Here is a 19,658-nt window from a genome sequence, read left to right as displayed (position 1 = left end):
GCTTGTTTGTGATCCGTTTTACTTTGAGATTAGTTTATAGAACTGTCTGACGTTTGTCAAGGAAGTCTATTACCAAACATAGACACACCCCTGATAGGGAGAGAGCACCAAACGTTCCGAAATCTCCTCCATCTCACCGTTATCCAGCACTAATACCGGGTTTTGAGTTAGAATACTGTCTGGTACTTCTACCACTGCCTCTGCTTCAAACAAATTGACAACAATTAGCGCCCCATGCTCACCTAAAGTTCGGGTATAAGCATAGACTTGGTCATGCTGATCTAATATTACATTGTACTCTCCATACACAAACAGCGAATTTTCTTTTCGCAGTTGGATCATTTTTTTATAGAAATTCAATACAGAGTCCGGATCTGCTTGCTGCTCTTCCACATTGATCTCGGTATAATTAGGATTTACTTTCATCCATGGAACAGCTGTGGTAAATCCGGCGTGCTGATCTGCATTCCATTGCATCGGAGTACGAGAATTATCACGACCGCTGAGCCAGATTTTCTTCATAATTTCTTCGTGCGGAAGTCCAATTTCTCTTTCATTAGCATACATATTTTTAATTGCCACATCATTATAATCTTCAATATTATCGAACTGCACATTCGTCATTCCCAGTTCCTGTCCTTGATAGATAAAAGGAGTTCCCTGCATAAAGAAGAACATCATCGCCAGACCTTTGGCAGATTGTTCTCTATAAGTGCCATCATTCCCCCAAGTAGAAACGGAGCGTGGCTGGTCATGATTTTCAAGAAATAGGGCATTCCACCCAATACCAGCTAAGCCTTTTTGCCATTTCGTCAGTGTTTTACGCAAAGAAAAGATATCTATTCCACCTTCGTCACTCATCTCCCATAACCCTAAATGCTCAAATTGGAAAATCATATCGAAATATCCATTCTCTTCTCCTACCCATTTCTCTGCGTCCTCCACCCCTACTCCATTTGCTTCTCCAACTGTCATAATATCATACCTATGGATTGTTTTCTCTGCTAGTTCACTTAAGAATACATCAATTCCCGGCTGATTCATATGACCAGCAAATGAAGGTACATACTTTAGTCCATCGGGGTTCGGTAAATCTGGAAAATCAGGTGCTTTCTTGATATGTGAAATGGCATCAACTCTAAATCCATCGATCCCTTTATCCAGCCACCAATTTACCATTTCATATAATTCTGTACGAACTTGAGGGTTTTCCCAATTTAAGTCAGGCTGTTTTCTGGAAAAGACATGCATATAATATTCCCCTGTCTCTTCCTCAAATTCCCAAGCTGACCCGCCAAAAATAGACTCCCAATTGTTTGGTTCTTTCCCATCGACTCCAGGTTGCCAGATATAATAGTCACGATATGGATTATCTTTCGATAAACGTGATTCTATAAACCACTTATGTTCATCAGAGGTATGATTGATAACTAGATCCATAATTAATTTCATGCCGCGGCGATGCACTTCTTGCAATAATTGATCAAAATCTCCCATATTGCCAAAGTCAGCCATAATCGCTTTATAGTCACTAATATCATATCCATTATCATCATTTGGTGATTGATAAATAGGACAAATCCAGATTACATCCACTCCTAAATCCTCTAAGTAATCCAGCTTAGACAAGATCCCCGGGATATCGCCGATCCCGTCTCCATTGCCATCCATAAAACTTCTTGGATATATTTGATAAGCTACAGCTTCTTTCCACCATGTCTTTTTCATAACCATTCCTCCTGCCGCCATTTATCATGTAAATTGAGACTTCCTTCCACAGAGATTTTCCTGTGAAAGGGTAGCGAAACTTATTTGGGTGTCACTGACTGCTTGCCTTTCAAACTCGATCAGTGACTGCCGGACAATCAACACCATGATTAAACCCGTTTTTGCGCAAACGATTTCGCTCACCTTATAATATCGTTATTTGTTTATATGTCAACAGTATGACCTTTTTATTCTTTTTTTAAAGCCATGTATCTCAGTTCCTTAAAAACTTTTCATCTGCCTAACACGTTCACAGTTTAGGCTCACTTTAGCATATTACACGAGACATAAATGGTGTGGCCTTTCACCTATAAACAGCTGTCATCACTACCGAAACTTTTTTTGATCCTGGTCATTCAGTAAATAGCTGTAATATAAATAAAAGGGCAACTGGTGATGAGAAATTCTCACCACCAGTTGCCCTTTTAAGGATTTTTTATTTTGCAATCTTTACTGACTTTATCTTTCTGTTGCCTTTTGTTTGTCCTTTTTAATCTGTTTACTGCGTAATTGTCCGCATGCAGCGTCAATATCTGTTCCATGCTCCACCCGTACTCCACACTTAATTCCATTCTCTAACAAAACTTGATAAAAATCTAATATAGCCTGTTTCTCACTTCGTTCATATTGAATATGCTCATCCACTGGGTTGTATGGAATGAGATTTACATATGACAGATGGCGCTTATCTTTCAGCAACTGCACCAGCTGTTGCGCTTCTTGTTTATGATCATTAACACCTTTGAGCAAGATATACTCGAAGGTAATACGGCGATTTGTCTTTTCCAGATAATAATCAATTGCGTCCATTAATTTTTCTAAAGGGAATGCCTTATTAATTTTCATAATTTTTGTTCTTAATTCATTATTAGGTGCATGTAAGGAGAGCGCCAAATTGACTTGCATATTCTCATCAGCAAAGTCATAGATTCGCTTCGCCAAACCACTGGTCGAAACCGTAATATGTCTGGCTCCAATTGACAAGCCTTTTTGGTCATTAACAATTCGCAAAAAATTCATTGTGTTATCATAATTATCAAATGGTTCCCCAATTCCCATTACCACAATATGGCTGACACGTTCCTGTTCTTCTTTGGCATCTAAATGCTGCTGTACCTTAACGATTTGTTCAACGATTTCGCCAGCTGACAAATCTCTGTCCTTGGTTAAAATACCACTCGCACAGAAAGAACAGCCAATATTACAGCCAACCTGTGTCGTTACACATACCGAATAACCGTAATTAAACTTCATCAATACCGTTTCAATCAGGTTTCCATCTGACAGTTTAAACAAGAATTTAATTGTTCCATCTTTTGACTCTTGTTTAATTTCCTGTTGTAATGTTCCTAGATAGAAGTTTTCTTCCAATACTAACCGGCAGTCTTTATTCAAGTTACGCATTGCCTCAAAACTGTCTACACGTTTTTTATATAACCAGTCCCATACTTGCTGGGCGCGAAATTTCTTTTGTCCATGCGCTACTAACCATTCTTCCAATTGTTGTCGTGTTAATGAATAGATAGAACTTTTCACCAACATCCCTCTTTTCTAAAAAAACTATAAGTTGTCATCCATTCATCATACTAAACTTCTTTCACTCATGCAAGAAACTTTTGAAAGACAGTTGTTTTTATCAAGCCAGCCCAAAAAATAGTAAATTTAAATTAATTCTCTGATCGACTTGCTTTTTACCTATTTACTTGCTATAATACAGTTAGCTATTTTGTTCGATGACACCTTCAAGTATCGTAACGTAAAGTTTTCGTTTTGAGGCAAGAGCAAGAATAGTAATACATTTGTGTGAAAGTTTCACACTAGGAGGAAAAGAAATATGGTACAAGGTACAGTAAAATGGTTTAACGCAGACAAAGGTTTTGGATTCATCGAAGTTGAAGGACAAGACGACGTATTCGTACACTTCTCTGCCATCCAAGGCGAAGGCTTTAAAACACTTGAAGAAGGTCAAAGCGTAACTTTCGATATCGAAGAAGGTAACCGTGGACCACAAGCAGCTAACGTTACTAAAAACTAATTAGCGCTTAAAAGAAAAACGCTTATGCAGCTGCATAAGCGTTTTTCATGTAATCAATTCCTTTAAAATGACGGCATGATTGTGTACTTCATCTTTTGCTGCATAAACCAATGTGATCTCTCCATTATTTTCTTTCATATAATCTTTGAGTGTATGTAAAGCCTTCACCTTTTCTGTGTCATTTTCCAATTCTTCAATATATTTTTCCTTAAATGCGATAAATTTCTTTGGGTCATGATCAAACCATTTTCTAAGGGCTGGGGATGGACCTATTTCTTTTAACCATTCATCCAAATGCGCCTTTTCCTTTGATACCCCTCTTGGCCATACCCTGTCCACCAATATTCGAACACCATCATCTTTACTAGGCTGTTGATAAATACGTTTCAGTTGCATCGTTTCCCTCCTAAGCAGATTGTTAGACCTTTCCCTTCCATCAGCGTATCATTACATACATTAAAAAGCTAGGAGTGATTCGAATGTCAACTATCTTTTCTGAAGTGAAATTTTCTGTATTAGACTTGGCACCTGTATTAGAAGGGTTTCACCCTGCAAACTCTTTCCAACATAGCGCTGACTTGGCTCAACATGTAGAAAAGCTAGGTTATCACCGCTATTGGTTAGCAGAGCATCATAATATGCCTGGCATCGCCAGTTCTGCCACCTCATTGATTATTAGTCATGTAGCAAGCCATACCCATTCTATTCGTGTCGGCTCCGGCGGGGTGATGTTACCTAATCATGCACCTCTTGTCATTGCGGAACAATTTGGTACCTTAGACGCCCTATACCCAGACCGCATTGACCTTGGCCTTGGACGAGCACCAGGAAGCGATCAGGCAACAGCCTTTGCTCTGCGCCGTACTCTAAACAGCAGCCCAGAGGATTTCCCTAATCAGGTAGAAGAACTGGAATCCTATTTTGCTGGGACGGCTCGAGTCAAAGCAATACCTGGGGAAGGAGCTAATGTACCGATATGGCTGTTAGGATCCAGTGATTTCAGTGCTCGGCTCGCTGCCGAAAAAGGGTTGCCATTTGCCTTTGCCAGTCATTTCTCACCTGATTATACGATTCCGGCTTTACGCCTTTATCGTGAACGTTTCAAGCCTTCGGAACAGCTTCAACAGCCACACGCCATGGTAGGGGTCAATATTATTGCAGCAGAAACAACAGAAAAGGCAAAATGGCTAGCTACATCTCAGCAACAACAGCATTTATCACTGGTACGCGGTGCCCCGTCTAAATTAATGCCCCCAATTGATGACATAGATGAAGCTTGGAGTATTTATGAAAAGGCCTCTGTTGAAAAATCAATAAACAGTAAATCCACTATTATTGGTGACAAGGAGGCAGTAGCTAAGAAATTAGCAGTTTTCTTAGAAGAAACGGAAGCAGAAGAAGTCATTATTAACTCACAAATCTATGACCTTGAGGCGAGAAAACAATCTTATCAAATAGTTGCCGATATCATGCAGGCCTAACCAAATATTCTTACGTAAACAAGACAGCGATTCGATGCCATTTCCAACCGTCGAATCGCTGTTATTTGTATTTATTATTTAGTTATTGGCAGCCATTCAAGCACTTCTTTGATACGTGCATCCCAATAACCCCATTCATGAGTACCCTCACTAAATGACTCCTTAATTGGCACATCTAATTCCATGGCAAACTGATAAAATTTCTTGTTATCTTCCCAGAGAAAATCTTCTGTTCCGCATGCTTGATACAATCTTGGGAGTTCCGTATTACTCTTCTTTAAAATTTCCAACAAGTGAAAGAGATCATGATCTGATCCGCACAGTTCCTCATCACCAAACGTATAGTAAAGTGGATCTGATACCGGCTCATCACTATTTCTGCTGATTTGATATCGAGCAGCAATATCTACAGCACCAGACAAACTGGCTGCTGCCGCAAAGCGATCCGGGTGACGGAGAGCTAGTTTAAAAGCACCGTAACCGCCCATCGATAAACCGGCAACAAAATTGTCTTCTCGCTTATCGGATAAAGGAAAGAAGGATCTCGCTATGCGTGGCAATTCTTCAGAAACAAAGGTCCAATATTTCTTTCCAAATTTCATATCATTGTAAAAGCTGTGATCAACTTGAGGCATCACAACTGCAATCCCATATTCCGCAACATAACGCTCTATTGATGTTCTACGCAGCCAAATAGTATGGTCATCACTAAAGCCATGCAATAAATACAGGGTTTGTATTTTTCCATCTTTACGATTATTCTTCATTCCAATTTGACTAGACGTTTCTTCCGGTAAAATAACTGTCATTGCTGTAGAAATATTTAATACTTCAGAAAAGAAATTACATGTAATCAAAGCCATCAGCCAGACCTCCATATCAATATGTATTTCTCTTATTTTAGCACAATCTTTCTCTCAATTGTTATCAAAACATGTAAACGTTTTTTTATCCCGGTGCAAATATCCTTAAGTCCTTCTTTTAAATTTGGGGAGATGCCAAAGAAGTCTAAGTGGATTAACGGACACAAACCCCCTGCTAAGTCTTGCTACCCATCAGTGTGAATGAAGCCCCCACTGATGGGAGTCTCATACACTATTTTTAAGAAAGAAAAAGCTGTGCCGACTTCTGGGGCGCATAACCTTATAAAATCGGCTGTATCAAGTCATTCGTAACTACACTAAACATAACCTTCGCAATTTTTTGACTCTCTGTACACATAAAATGGGTGAATCTGCTACAATAAGTATATTCATACCATCATAACATAGTAGTAAAGGACGATTAGACAATGATACATAAACAAACCAAACGCCCTCTTGTCTTAACAGCACTAGTATTATCGATGTTTATGGCGGCGATCGAAGGAACGATCATCGCAACAGCGATGCCTAACATTGTATCTGACTTAGGTGGTTTCTCACTCTATAGCTGGGTCTTCTCCAGCTTCTTATTAATGCAAGCAATCACGACAATGGTATATGGTAAACTAGCTGACCTCTTCGGAAGAAAACCCGTCTTTATTATTGGGGTATTAATATTTCTTTTCGGTTCTCTGTTATGCGGTTTGGCAACTACCATGACCAGTTTGATTGTGTTTCGTTTAATTCAGGGATTAGGTGCAGGGGCCATTCAGCCAATCGTAACAACGATGGTCGGTGATATGTATAGTGCTCAAGAGCGTGCCAAGGTACAAGGTTACTTAGGAAGTGTATGGGGAATCTCTTCTGTTGCTGGTCCATTATTAGGCGGAATTATTGTTCAATATGTCGATTGGGCTTGGATCTTTTGGATAAACATTCCAATAGGGATTATTGGTTTAATTGGCGTTATTGTGTTTTTCCACGAAGAAGTGGATAAAGAACATAAAAGTATTGATTACTTGGGATCAAGCTTGTTTTTAATTGCTATTTCTGCCTTAATTGTTGTGTTTGTACAAGCAGGTACACACTGGGATTGGTTATCATGGGAAACGATTAGCTTACTATCCTTGTTTGCTATTGGAATCGGGCTGTTCATCTGGCAGGAAACAAGGGCAAAATCACCAATGATGCCATTAAATTTATGGAATAATAAGTTAATGGTTGTAGCCAATATTGCCACTCTATTATCTGGAATGGTCGTATTAGGATTATCAAGCTTCTTACCAACTTATGTGCAAGGTGTAATGGGTGAGTCAGCCATTGTCGCAGGTTTCACTCTCAGTACCCTTTCAATTGGTTGGCCGCTTGCTGCCACTTTGACAGGTCATTTAGTATTAAGGATTGGCTTTCGATCAACAGCCATTATGGGCGGCTTAGCAATCTTTATTGGCACCTTCTTATTCTTTTTGCTAGATGCCAGTAAAGGACCTATTTATGCTGGATTCAGTTCTTTTGTCGTCGGTATCGGAATGGGACTTACTTCAACTACCTTTATCGTTGCGATTCAAAACAATGTCTCCTGGCAAGCCAGAGGTGCCGCTACCTCTTTAAATATGTTTATGCGGATCATAGGCAGTGCAGTTGGAGCAGCCTTTCTCGGAGGTATCTTAAATATGCGTCTGCAGAGTTATTATCAACAAACCAATCATACCGATATGCCTAGCACTGACGTATTATTGAATGAGGGTATGCGTGAAACAATTCCTGCCGACACGCTGGTGTTAATGCAAGATGGCTTAACCTATGCCCTGCACACCGTTTATACAGGTTTATTTGTTATAGGTATACTTACTTTTATCGTCCTATGGTTCTTTCCTAAAGTGACGGTAGCCAAAGAAGCATAACAAATCATTCCGCTTTTTAGCACTCCCATCTTAATTTATGATATGATATGATATGATTAGGGAGGTGTAACTCATGATACTAAGCAATTTTATTTTACACAAAGATATCTTACTTGTTCATGCTGACATCAATGGAAATGATTACATCTTTACAGTTAAATGGCGGACTTTCACAAATAAAAAGGGTGGCGACTGGGAACTGAAATCATATTTAAATAATTCTAACGGTAAAAAGGATCTTACAGATGAACAACTCCAGGCATTCTTAGATCGGATTAATCCGCAATGGGACTGGGACACAGACCAACAACAAATCACCGAGGCATTAAAAGATGATTAAAAATAAAAGCAAGACTTCTTTACGTTTTAGAAGTCTTGCTTTTATTTTTATCATAACTCCAGTCAAAAAACAGAGAGTCTAAGTATTCATAAACCACAGCAAAACATATTGAAAAAATCATATTCTCCAACCAGCTAATTTCATTACCTTTAAAGAGATCTGAAAAAATAGATAATAAAAACATCACTACAAACATTATAATAGGTCGTTTTAATTTTTTCTTCATACGTCTGCCCCTTTGTATCATAAATCATCATAAAAGCTCAATAAATATGACGTCTAGAGCTTTATGGATAGCAATGCCTGTCAGGTCATGCTAGTTTTGAACTCGCACCCAATTTTTGATTCTTTTCTGCTATACTTGTGTGCTGGTATAGTCGAACCAGTTTTCAGGGTTTTCTTCAAACCATTTCAATTGATCTGATAATCGCACCACTTCTCCGATCACTACCATAGATGGGTTGCTTATTTCAGGTAATCGTTCAATAATCGTTCCCAATTCACCTTTAATCGTTTTCTGATGTGCGAAAGTGCCCCAATGAATAAAAGCGATTGGTGTACTGGCTGGTAAACCAGCTTGCAGAAGTTTTTCACGAATAGCAGGAAATGACTTTACCCCCATATAAAAACACAATGTATCTGCACCATTTGCCAAATACAGCCACTCTTGATCTGTTCTCTCTTCTGGCTTTGACCCATTGATAAAACTAACTGAACCACTGACTTGACGATGTGTTAAAGGGATGCCCGCATAAGCAGCGGCACTAATCCCTGAGGTAATCCCAGGTACTACCTCATAAGGAATGTGATGTTCCTCCAAGATAAGAGCCTCTTCTCCACCCCGCCCAAAAATAAATGGGTCACCACCTTTCAGCCTGGTAACTACCTTGTCTTGTTGGGCATGAAAAACGAGCTGCTCATTGATTCGATCCTGTATTAATCCATGTTTGTTTGGTTCTTTGCCACAAAATATTAACTCTGCCTCTTGTCGTGCTTCATTTAATAATTTGGAATTAATTAATCGGTCATAGAGAATGACATCCGCCTCTTGAATTGCCCTTAATCCTTTCACTGTAATTAATTCCTCATCGCCTGGACCTGCTCCCACTAAATAAACCTTCCCCATGTTGTTCCCACCCTTTCTCTCTAATCACTACTGTTGGTTTCTCTCTAAATTTCACTAATATACAGGTTGCCAAGTTTTCTAAAGCCAAAATAATCATTAGCACCTTACCTCACAACCTTTGACAATAAATTTCTACCCATTAATTATTATGCCGATGAGAAAACTTGGATTAATAACAAAAAAATAAATAACTCTATCATTATTATGAGACATACCCTATTTAGGAAGAAATGGAGCCTTTCATTCACAATTATAGGTTCTCATTTTTTTCCAAGCCATTGATTGTTCATACTATAATCGATACAGGCAGTAAAGTCAACAGGTTTGCTAAAAATATTTTTATGAATTAGACTTGTAATCTTATCCAATCTATTATATGATGTTTGTATCAAAATTCCATAATAAATCATCTTATCAAGAGAGGTATAGGGACTGGCCCGATGACACCTCAGCAACCAGCATATTGATGTATGGTGCTAATTCCAGAGGATCTTGATCCACAGATAAGAGAACACTTTCTTACTATCCAAGAAGTCTTCTGCTTATCGAAGACTTCTTTTTTATTTTCACAACGAAAGGATGAAAACAAATGAGTAAGATAGAAACATTGCTCGCTCAGATTGGCAATCGTAAAGACGAACGAACAGGTGCAGTCGAAGCGCCGATTTATTTATCCACCGCTTATCAGCACCCGACTTTGGGGCAGTCAACAGGATATGATTATACCAGAACTGCTAATCCAACCAGACAAATTGTTGAAGAGGCTATCGCTGCATTAGAACAAGGTACAAGAGGCTTTGCCTGTTCCTCTGGAATGGCAGCTATTCAATTAATCTTCTCCTTGTTCAAACAAGGGGATGAAATTGTTATCAATGAAGACATTTATGGCGGCAGCTATCGATTGTTTGAACATTTAGAGCAAGCTTATAGTATCAAGCCAGTCTATGTGGAACCGGATCAAATCGAACAGGCCATCACTGACAAAACAAAGGCAATCTTTATTGAGACACCTACCAATCCGCTATTAATGGAAATAGATATTGCCCACATTGCAGCCATTGCCAAAAAACATCAGCTTTTATTTATTGTTGATAATACCTTTTATACCCCCTATTTACAGCAGCCAATTGTAGTTGGGGCTGATATCGTGATCCACTCCGCTTCGAAATATTTAGGCGGTCACAATGACGTACTAGCAGGCCTTGTGGTTGTAAAGGGAGAAGAATTAGCTGAGCGGGTTTTCTACTTACATAATGCAATTGGTGCCGTACTTTCTCCATTGGATTCTATGTTACTAATCCGCGGAATGAAGACTCTTTCCCTGCGTCTGGAGAAACAGCAAGCCAATGCCCGTGAAATAGCAGCCTTCTTGCGAGAAGAACCTTATGTACAGGATGTGCTCTACCCAGGCAAAGGGGGCATGATTAGTTTTCGTGTAACGGACAGCCAATTAATCGGACCGTTCTTAGAAAGGTTGCGTACCATTTCATTTGCAGAAAGCTTAGGTGGTGTAGAGAGTTTTATTACCTATCCAACTACCCAAACCCATGCCGATATTCCAAAAAAAGAACTTGACAAACGGGGGATTTGTGATAAGTTACTTCGTTTTTCTGTTGGGATTGAGCATGCAGACGATTTAAAAAAGGATATTCAGCAAGCCATGACAGGACACTAACATTTTCAATAGATGGGCAAGGATGACAACAGATTTGCCCCTTTATTTATCAATAGTGATCTTCTCCATACTGCAGAAGATCACTTATTCTTCATCAAACAAGGCTGCAAGAAACAGACGATTCGGCAATAACTTTAAGATAATATGATTGGGATTGGCTACTTCCTTTTAGACCGCTTAGATAATTGTTTCATATTTGGCTTGCAGCCATTCTTTTTTTCCTGACTGTCTGACTATCCATGCAAATTTCCTTATGTTCAGTTTGTACTTTTTTTAAAAGTTCCGCTAGTCTGGGGTATTTCAGCAGTTGCTGTAAGAGATTAGTTTTTTCTGACTTTTGCTTACCTTCTCTTCACCAAAACCATATCATTTAGCCAAATAACAGACGAATCGCACCGATAGCAGCAAACAATAGCACTAATGTCTGAAATACCTTTTGTGGAATAATCTGAACAATTTTGACACCGATACACGCACCAATAATGATTACAGGAATGAATAGGGCATTAAAACGTAATGATTCGGTCGTAATAATTCCTAATGAAAAATAAAACGGCAGCTTAATTAAATTAACGGAAAGGAAAAACCAGGCCCCTGTCCCTACAAACTCTTTCTTAGGAAGCCCTTTCACTAACAGATAAATAGACATTACCCCGCCGGCAGCATTTCCGATCATCGTCGCAAATCCGGCTAAGATTCCCATAATATATGTAAAAGCTTTTGATTCTGGCAGCATCTCGACAAACCGTTCTCCTAATTTCTCCCGTCCCAAATGCAGGATGATCAAGGTCAATACCAAGACACCGATAATCGGTTTTAATTGTTCGCTTGATACTACATGTAACATGAAATAACCTATAATAATCCCAATCAGTACCCAAGGAATTAAAGTGAGCAAATAACGCCAAACAGCACTCCTTCGGTAGAAAATAACAGCAAAAAGATCACCAACAATTAGTAATGGAAGTAAGATACCCACTGATTCTCTGGCAGGGAACAACAGCATAAAGATTGTCACTACCAAAATCCCCATACTGGACACGCCTGCCTTGGAAAAACCGATTAATACAGCGGCAAATATCACGATAACCCATTCCAGTACACTTAAATCAAACATACGCTCCCCCCTATCTTTTTATTAAATTGTATGTTCAAAAAGTTCAATAAAAAGGACCATCATCGAGGCACATCCCGTACGTCGAAAGTTCAAGGTGGCGAAGCTTAGAGAAAATGGGCTTACACATAGGAAAAGCGATCTTCTTTTCCAAGGAACGGAATGTATGCTTTTAATACGTGAGCAATGGACTCGCACAGGATGTGTTGACTTCTGCGTTACCCACACGATATGGGTCATCTTAGTCGAAGTTCCCCTACCGCCAACACAAAAATTCGCCGCGTCATCATTTTTATCGGACTTTTTGAACAACCTCTTAGACAAAGATATTTACCATCAGCCAGATCAGTACAAAGCTGACGATCATGGTTAAATTAGAGGCCGTACCAACTAGCCGCTGATTGTAGCCAAACATGATGGCATACGGTAATACAGAGGCAGGTGTCGGCAAGATAAAGCCGATTAACAGCGTAAATTTAAACATTTCTTCCACAGGAAGCCATAAATAACAAGCAATACCTGTCATTAAGCCTAAACCGTATTTGGTAGCCAGAAAAGAAAAGATTAGCTTTCCATATCCTTTGGCAAAAGAAAAATTCAGGTACAAACCAAGTAATAATAAAGATAATGGCATATTAGCAACGGAAATCACACTAGATATATCTATTACTTTGGCCGGTAAAGAAAAGCCTGATATGTTTATGATACTAACAAAAAAATAGGTAAGCAGCGGGACAGATTTTGATAATTTCAGTAAAATAGACCGTGCCTCTAATGTGCCAGATCCTCCGGCATAATATCCTGCAATTATGTAAGTTAAGCCAAACACGATAAAGGCATTTCCTACATCAAACATACCAAAGTATTTTAATCCCTCGAAGCCAAACATTCCTTCCACTAATGGGTAGGCAAACAGTCCAATATTTAAGCCCGGAACCATCATACCAAAGGTTCCTTTTACATCTCGTGAGTGTTTTCTAAAGACAAATAAGGCGAGGAGCGCACAGATTAGTCCATAAACAAAGGCAATCACGATTAAATAAAATAACGACGGTGCAAAGGTAACATCATTAAAGGTTACAATAATTAAACATGGTAAGGTTAAATTAAAGACAATTCTGGCAATTGCTTCCCCATCTTTTTCTTTCAGCAATTGCACCCTTTTTAACAAATATCCAATCATGATAATCACGATGGAGATAAGAAACTGTTCATTAAATCCACTCATTCTGCAAATCCCCTTATTTTCTGTACATACTCTACTACTATAACATAATTGACAGGCTATTTACCCATCTGAATTCTTTGACATAAAAGGGTTCAGGCTGTACCATTAATAGAGGATGTTAAAAGTAGTACAACATGACCTATCCTATCATATAATAATAATTTTATCAGCGGGGTTTTTTTATAGCATATAGAGGGAGTATAAAAAGTGGACATGTATCGCTCCTAAAATAAGCTCCGCATTCAACGAGCTTGCGCTCAGACTCCTCGGAAAAGAAAACGGGGTCTTCCCACTTAAACCTTGCTGTTGCTTAGAAGCGTGATAAAGTGAGACCTGTCGGGGAATTAGCGGTCGTTATCCCTGACTTATACTTCTTTGAAACCTCACAAAACTTTGAGATGGGGCCTTACGGATGGTTGTACCGTGATAAATAATGATAAAAGGGGGATTAGTTTTCTCGATATAGCTCGAGAAACTAGTGTTTATGACAGAGACTTGGTATTTTTTAGACACCCATAAACAGACTCCTGCCTATAATATGGCAGTAGATGAATGCTTACTCCAGTGGCATAGTGAAGGCAAGATACCGCCTGTTCTGCGTTTCTATGAATGGCTGCCTGCAGGACTTTCCATTGGATATTTTCAAAAAACCAAAAATAAAATAGATCTTGAAGCAGTCAAAAAAAATGGCTTCCAACTCGTTCGCAGATTAACAGGCGGCCGTGCCGTACTGCATGATCAGGAACTTACATACAGCATCATTGTCTCGGAACAACATCCACGCATGCCGAAATCAGTAAAAGAAGCCTACCTTGTTTTATCACAAGGGCTGCTCGAAGGATTCCGCAACCTAGGCATCGCTGCTGACTTTGCTATCCCAGAAGACAAGCTGGCAACTACACAGTCTGCCGTTTGCTTTGAAGAACCTTCTTGGTATGAATTAGTTGTTGATAATAAGAAGGCAGCAGGCAGTGCACAGACTCGGAAACAAGGGGTGATTTTGCAACACGGCTCTATTCCCTTATCTGTTGACAATGATACCTTGTATGATCTGTTTGTATATCGCAACGAGCAAGTCAAACAGCGAGCTCGTGCAGCATATGACGATAAAGCCATCGATATTGATAAGGCAGCAGGGCGAAACGTATCATTAGAAGAAACGAAGCAAGCGTTTAAAGCCGGTTTTGAGCAAGGTTTGGCTATTCAGCTAGAGACATTTAAGCTTTCCGATGAACAAGAACAAGCAGTCAATGAACTTATGCATAGCAAATACTTAACAGATGAATGGAATTATTCCAGATAGGAGTCGATAATATGTCAAAACAAGAAGAACACTTACGCAAACCGGAATGGCTGAAAATTAAAATAAACACAAATAAATCTTATAACCGCTTAAAGCATTTAATGCGCGATAAGCGATTAAATACTGTTTGTGAAGAGGCGAAATGTCCAAATATTCATGAATGCTGGAGTGAACGGCAGACAGCTACCTTTATGATCCTTGGAGATACCTGTACCAGAGGGTGCCGCTTCTGCGCAGTCAAAACAGGCCTCCCGAATGAACTCGATTGGGGTGAACCTAAGCGTGTGGCAGAATCTGTTGAAATTATGGGATTAAAACACGTGGTCGTTACTGCGGTAGCACGTGACGATTTAAAAGATGGCGGTGCTGCTGTTTTTGCTGAGACTGTGCGTCAAATTCGTGAACGAGTGCCTGGCTGTACCATCGAAATTCTGCCTTCTGATATGAAGGGAGATTATGAAAGCTTACATACACTAATGGACAGTGCTCCCGATATTTTCAACCACAATATCGAGACCGTTCGGAGACTGACCAAAAGAGTTCGCGCCATTGCCATGTATGACCGTTCCCTAGAATTATTAAGAAGAGTAAAAGAAATTGCACCAAACACGCCGACAAAATCCAGTATTATGGTTGGGCTTGGAGAAACAAAAGAAGAAATTATCGAAGCAATGGATGACCTTCGTGCCAACAATGTAGATATTATGACAATCGGTCAGTATCTGCAGCCAACGAAGAAACACCTAAAAGTGGAACGTTATTACCATCCGGATGAATTTAATGAATTGAAACAAATTGCCCTAACTAAAGGATTCACACATTGTGAGGCAGGTCCTCTTGTCCGTTCTTCTTATCATGCAGATGAGCAAGTGAATCAATCAGCCGCTCAACGCCGCATTAAGTATATGAAGGGTTATGAAGAAACAAGCGGAAAAGAACTTGGTAACTATACATTTTAAGCAAGGAGTAAACCAATGAATAAATACCAAACACTTTTTTTAGACATTGATGGAACAACGCTTCGCAGCGATCACACCATTGAGCCCTCAACAAAAGAAGCGGTTAAACAGGCACAGGCGGCTGGAATAGAAGTTTTTCTTGCGACAGGGAGACCTATTCACGAGATTCAAGATATTGCCAAATCATTAAATATTAACTCTTTTATCGGCTATAACGGAGCACTTGCGATTCATGACGGTCATACAATCGTAGATGAACCAATATCAACAGAAGTGATTGATTTTTATTTACAAGTAGCGAAGGAAAACAATGATGAGCTCGTTTTTTATACGAGTCAACAAAACCTGATGACGGATGCAAACAAACCATATATGAAAGAATTTATCGATTATTTTCAGCTATATAATTTTGCAACATATCACGAAAGTTATCGAAAGCAAATTCTCGGAATTACAATTGTCAACTTACGTCCTGAAGAAATCAGCAAATATGATATCGATGGACATGATATTTATTTCTCTAAAATAAATATTGACGAAATTAAACATGGATATGATGTGATTCGAGAAAGCGTAAATAAAGGTGAAGCAGTCAAAAAAGTATTGAGCTACTTAAAGCTGCCGACAGAAGGCGCGGTTGCCTTTGGTGATGGTATGAACGATAAAGATATGCTTTCAATAGTCGGAGAAGGTTTTGCGATGGGAAATGCGGATAAGGATTTACTCCCCTATGCCAATCGCCAAACTACTTCAGTAGAAGAATCCGGTATTTATAACGGTCTTAAACAACTCGGCATAGTTAAGTAAATATACAGGACAAAAGAATGGCATTTACCAATAAGTGGTTATGTCATTCTTTTTTTAAAGAGGGAGTATATAATTATGCAGTAATTCATTCATATACAAGAAGCCTTGTCCAGCTCCAAGCACCAAACTTTAGAGATTTCGCGTCACGCCTATGATCAGCCAACACCGCTGCAGCTGACCATTGCAAACACTCTGCGAACGAGTATTGTAACAGACGCTAATTTCTGATAAGTTTGTTAACCACTGTTGTCTCAACCAAACAAGCCTAGCGCCCATTTTTAGATATTATGGGCATTTACCTTAACTTTCGGTCAAATCCAACATACATTGTATAGTGACAAAACACAAGGAGGTTTGATCAGTATGAGTTATTACGGTGGTTGCTACAACCCATGTGGCGGTTATGGCAATGGTTACGGTGGTGGCTATGGCGGCGGTTACGGCGGCGGCTTTGCCTTAATCGTTGTACTTTTCATCTTGTTAATTATTGTTGGAGCTTCTTTCTACTGCTAATTCCTGCTATTTAAAAAACTAATTTTCAACTGATAACAGAGGTTGCCTTCTTCCTTCGAAGCCACCTCTAACCAACGAAAGTCCTTTCTGTGCTGAACAACAGTTTAAAATCCTCCCCCATTGCTGAACTGCATACGTTCGTTGCATGCAGTTCAGCTTTAGTGGGGATAATTATCTATAAACGTTTTTGATTCGTAATAGCTACATAATAGACCTTGCCCGTGTTCCCATCTTTCTGTGCCTCAAAACTAACGTTTATACTTGTTTTATCTTTTAATAACCCAGCTGGAATCAGATAGCATGACTGCAACAACTCAGCTTGATCCCCAGCTTCTAATTTCACAGCGGCAAGAAGATGTTGATCTACTTTAACTTCAAATAAAACCTTGCCTACTTGATCCTCTGTCTCTGCTGCACTATATGTTACCTCCAGATACATCGTCTCTTCTGGTTTCACTCGCAAACTATAACAGAAAAAGCCCTGTCTTGCTGCTGCACGCCAACTGCTGTGTCTCGACTTATGATAGCCAGTATAGGAATTCTTTGTTTCCAAATGATGCTCGATTTCAGGCTGCTGTTCACCTGGCACCACCTCATCTATGATCGACAAACGGTCTAACTCTTGCTGTCTTTTCCGGCGGCTAAGTTTCTCTAATTGTTCCTGTGACAGCCTATTCCAATAAATCGTATATCGTTCGTGATGGATCGCATAAAAAGGCTTAAGCATGATCGCTGCTTCGGTACTAAGGACATTAGCGTCTATTTCAAACAACAGCTTTTGTTGATCTATACAACGAACCCATTGTTCCAGTGACTGTTCTGTCGTAATTACCGGTACTTCAATCAGCGGATGATTATTTAATGCCAAATGATCTTCCAAGATATCTGTTTCTGGGTAATTCTCTTGTCCTAATGCCCCTGCCAACACCAGCGGGCCATACATAATAACTTGTTTATGAGGATCATCTTTCGCATGGTATAGGTGTAATCCTATCGGCAGCTCCACCGATATAGTATCCCCCTTTTGAAAATCACCTGTCAATACGATATAGCCTTTTTCTTCTCTTGTTTGGACAGGCTCACCATTTAAGTGAATCTTTGTCTCTTTCGTTAACCAATACGGCTTTCTAATAGCTATTTCATCCAAGTCACCCGACTGTTCGATGGTTATATTAGTATAGGACTGATAGGGAAAATCTGTCGCTTGCTGTATAACCGTTTGTCCTCCGTCAAACGAAGCCTTTGATGCGATAAATAAATGGACATATAAGCAATTCCCCAGCTTCTCCATTATTCTCCGGTTGTATCTAGCTGGATTTTCCATACCTGTACCTGTACAGCACCAGAATGAGTTGTCAGGTGAATGATATACCTTAAAATGACCTGGTTCAGAGGATACAAAATAGGTTTTCATTCCCGTATCAGGATCATCTGAAGCCAGTATATGATTATATAAGGCTCGCTCATAGAAATCGTAATAGTGACTCGAGTGATCCCAGTCAAACAATACCTCTGTCAGTTTCAACATATTGTAGGTGTTACAAGTCTCTGTGGTAAGCACACCTAACTCTTCTTCATTTTCTATTCCAAAATGTTCACGGATACTGTTTCCGCCAATAGCATAACTGCGATAACGGACGACTTGTTCCCAGAAAAATGTCGCCATTGTTTTATATTTTTGCTTACCTGTAATATTGTATAATTTTGCCGCTCCAATTACCTTAGGTATTTGTGTATTGGCATGTCTTCCTTCTAATTGATCTTCTTGATCTGCAAGAGGTTCTAACACAGCTTGATGGCAAAACCGCTCTGCCAAATGTAAATAACGCGGATCATTTGTCAGCAGATAAAGATCGGCAAAAACCTCATTCATACCGCCATGTTCGCAGATTAACATACGCTGCATCTGTTTTTCTGTTAATTGGTTTAAGCCTTGATACGCCCATTCTGCCAATTTGAGCACAATTTCTAACGCCAGATTCAGCTGCATAGACTGGTAGACATCGATTAACCCGGCATAGATTTTGTGAATAGAATACCAAGGTACCCATGAATTTCCCAAACTAAAATTACTTACCTCAAAATCTCCTGTAAATACTTGATCAAAACAGTCTCTTGAAAAACCACTCACATATCCTGTTGAATCCATCTCTTGCACTTTCGCCAATTCATTTAGTGCATACTGTACCTTTTCCAGTAATTGTTGATCATGGATCACTTGATACATTTCTGCTGCTGCAGATAACCAGTGGCCTAATGAGTGGCCTGCTATCTGTTTCGACTCCCAGCCGCCATAGCGTTCTTTTTTTGCCTTATGTCCGGCGGCCTCATAACAAGGAGCAATCAGACGATCCACATCTAAATATAGTAAATACTCCTTCCCTCTTTGCTGTGATTGTCTAAATATTCCTTCGTGTAAATGAATCATATCTACGACCTCTCCCTCTTTTTTTATCTTTTATTATAGTATCTAAAATCTATAACTCCTTGTACATCCACAAGATAATAGAATTCATATCTTTTTTTCTTATTTTGTTATAATA

At 39.4% G+C, this 19,658-nt stretch carries 18 protein-coding genes and 1 riboswitch; of the genes, 9 read left to right on the top strand and 9 right to left on the bottom strand.

All coding sequences use genetic code 11. From position 1 onward, the window contains the following. Positions 1-69: 69 nt before the first annotated feature. Both JOD18_RS16170 and rlmN read right to left on the bottom strand, forming a co-directional pair. Positions 70-1,728 (bottom strand): glycoside hydrolase family 13 protein, encoded by a 1,659-nt coding sequence (locus JOD18_RS16170; RefSeq protein WP_204670170.1) that lies wholly within the window; start codon positions 1,726-1,728, stop codon positions 70-72. Positions 1,729-2,226: 498 nt separating this feature from the next. After that, the gene (gene rlmN, locus JOD18_RS16165; protein WP_204670169.1) at positions 2,227-3,309 is read right to left on the bottom strand and encodes a dual-specificity RNA methyltransferase RlmN; all 1,083 of its coding nucleotides are present in this window, start codon (positions 3,307-3,309) and stop codon (positions 2,227-2,229) included. Between the two features lie 292 nt (positions 3,310-3,601). Here rlmN and JOD18_RS16160 point away from each other — a divergent pair, with 292 nt between their 5' ends. Continuing rightward, positions 3,602-3,802 carry a cold-shock protein gene (locus tag JOD18_RS16160; protein ID WP_204670168.1) on the top strand — a complete coding sequence of 67 codons (201 nt, stop codon included), beginning with the start codon at positions 3,602-3,604 and terminating at the stop codon, positions 3,800-3,802. Positions 3,803-3,847: 45 nt separating this feature from the next. Here the strand turns inward: JOD18_RS16160 and JOD18_RS16155 are convergent, their stop codons facing one another. After that, complete coding sequence (locus JOD18_RS16155) at positions 3,848-4,198, bottom strand: DUF488 domain-containing protein (protein WP_204670167.1); 351 nt, start codon at positions 4,196-4,198, stop codon at positions 3,848-3,850. A gap of 83 nt (positions 4,199-4,281) precedes the next feature. Between JOD18_RS16155 and JOD18_RS16150 the strand changes: the two genes are divergently transcribed. Then, positions 4,282-5,283: an LLM class flavin-dependent oxidoreductase gene (locus tag JOD18_RS16150; protein ID WP_204670166.1), complete on the top strand. Its 1,002-nt coding sequence runs from the start codon at positions 4,282-4,284 to the stop codon at positions 5,281-5,283. Positions 5,284-5,357: 74 nt separating this feature from the next. Here the strand turns inward: JOD18_RS16150 and JOD18_RS16145 are convergent, their stop codons facing one another. Further along, positions 5,358-6,146: an alpha/beta hydrolase gene (locus JOD18_RS16145; RefSeq protein ID WP_204670165.1), complete on the bottom strand. Its 789-nt coding sequence runs from the start codon at positions 6,144-6,146 to the stop codon at positions 5,358-5,360. Between the two features lie 428 nt (positions 6,147-6,574). On the opposite strand from JOD18_RS16145, the gene JOD18_RS16140 reads away from it, so the two are divergent. Both JOD18_RS16140 and JOD18_RS16135 read left to right on the top strand, forming a co-directional pair. Further along, a complete protein-coding gene (locus JOD18_RS16140) occupies positions 6,575-8,050 on the top strand; it encodes an MDR family MFS transporter (protein ID WP_204670164.1) in 1,476 nt (491 codons plus the stop codon). A 73-nt stretch (positions 8,051-8,123) separates the two neighbouring features. Continuing rightward, a complete protein-coding gene (locus JOD18_RS16135) occupies positions 8,124-8,390 on the top strand; it encodes a hypothetical protein (protein WP_204670163.1) in 267 nt (88 codons plus the stop codon). Positions 8,391-8,409: 19 nt separating this feature from the next. On the opposite strand, the gene JOD18_RS16130 is transcribed toward JOD18_RS16135, so the two are convergent. Both JOD18_RS16130 and cobA read right to left on the bottom strand, forming a co-directional pair. Then, entirely contained in the window at positions 8,410-8,616 is a 207-nt protein-coding gene (locus JOD18_RS16130) for a hypothetical protein (protein WP_204670162.1), read from the bottom strand. 129 nt (positions 8,617-8,745) lie between these two features. Further along, a complete protein-coding gene (cobA, locus tag JOD18_RS16125; RefSeq protein ID WP_204670161.1) occupies positions 8,746-9,516 on the bottom strand; it encodes a uroporphyrinogen-III C-methyltransferase in 771 nt (256 codons plus the stop codon). A 408-nt stretch (positions 9,517-9,924) separates the two neighbouring features. Next, a riboswitch (SAM riboswitch) is annotated at positions 9,925-10,026 on the top strand. A 79-nt stretch (positions 10,027-10,105) separates the two neighbouring features. Here cobA and JOD18_RS16120 point away from each other — a divergent pair. Then, on the top strand, positions 10,106-11,191 hold the full coding sequence (locus JOD18_RS16120; protein WP_204670160.1) for a methionine biosynthesis PLP-dependent protein: 1,086 nt from the start codon (positions 10,106-10,108) through the stop codon (positions 11,189-11,191). Positions 11,192-11,561: 370 nt separating this feature from the next. Here the strand turns inward: JOD18_RS16120 and JOD18_RS16115 are convergent, their stop codons facing one another. Both JOD18_RS16115 and JOD18_RS16110 read right to left on the bottom strand, forming a co-directional pair. Beyond that, complete coding sequence (locus JOD18_RS16115; protein WP_204670159.1) at positions 11,562-12,308, bottom strand: sulfite exporter TauE/SafE family protein; 747 nt, start codon at positions 12,306-12,308, stop codon at positions 11,562-11,564. A 313-nt stretch (positions 12,309-12,621) separates the two neighbouring features. Further along, positions 12,622-13,533, bottom strand: coding sequence for an AEC family transporter (locus tag JOD18_RS16110; RefSeq protein WP_204670158.1), 912 nt, complete (start codon positions 13,531-13,533; stop codon positions 12,622-12,624). A 484-nt stretch (positions 13,534-14,017) separates the two neighbouring features. On the opposite strand from JOD18_RS16110, the gene JOD18_RS16105 reads away from it, so the two are divergent. From JOD18_RS16105 to JOD18_RS16090, 4 genes are all read left to right on the top strand, one after another. Continuing rightward, a complete protein-coding gene (locus tag JOD18_RS16105) occupies positions 14,018-14,836 on the top strand; it encodes a lipoate--protein ligase family protein (RefSeq protein ID WP_204670157.1) in 819 nt (272 codons plus the stop codon). A gap of 11 nt (positions 14,837-14,847) precedes the next feature. Further along, a complete protein-coding gene (gene lipA, locus JOD18_RS16100) occupies positions 14,848-15,795 on the top strand; it encodes a lipoyl synthase (protein WP_204670156.1) in 948 nt (315 codons plus the stop codon). Positions 15,796-15,810: 15 nt separating this feature from the next. Further along, on the top strand, positions 15,811-16,602 hold the full coding sequence (locus JOD18_RS16095; protein WP_204670155.1) for an HAD family hydrolase: 792 nt from the start codon (positions 15,811-15,813) through the stop codon (positions 16,600-16,602). A gap of 363 nt (positions 16,603-16,965) precedes the next feature. Beyond that, positions 16,966-17,115, top strand: a complete 150-nt coding sequence (locus tag JOD18_RS16090; protein WP_204670154.1) for a YjcZ family sporulation protein — start codon at positions 16,966-16,968, stop codon at positions 17,113-17,115. 175 nt (positions 17,116-17,290) lie between these two features. Here the strand turns inward: JOD18_RS16090 and JOD18_RS16085 are convergent, their stop codons facing one another. Beyond that, the gene (locus JOD18_RS16085; RefSeq protein ID WP_204670153.1) at positions 17,291-19,543 is read right to left on the bottom strand and encodes a glycoside hydrolase family 127 protein; all 2,253 of its coding nucleotides are present in this window, start codon (positions 19,541-19,543) and stop codon (positions 17,291-17,293) included. Positions 19,544-19,658: the final 115 nt, after the last annotated feature.

This window comes from Gracilibacillus alcaliphilus (genome assembly GCF_016909015.1).
Taxonomy (GTDB): Bacteria; Bacillota; Bacilli; order Bacillales; family Amphibacillaceae; genus Gracilibacillus; species Gracilibacillus alcaliphilus.
Note: the sequence above shows the minus strand (reverse complement) of the source record. Positions and strands in the feature narration are given on the sequence as shown.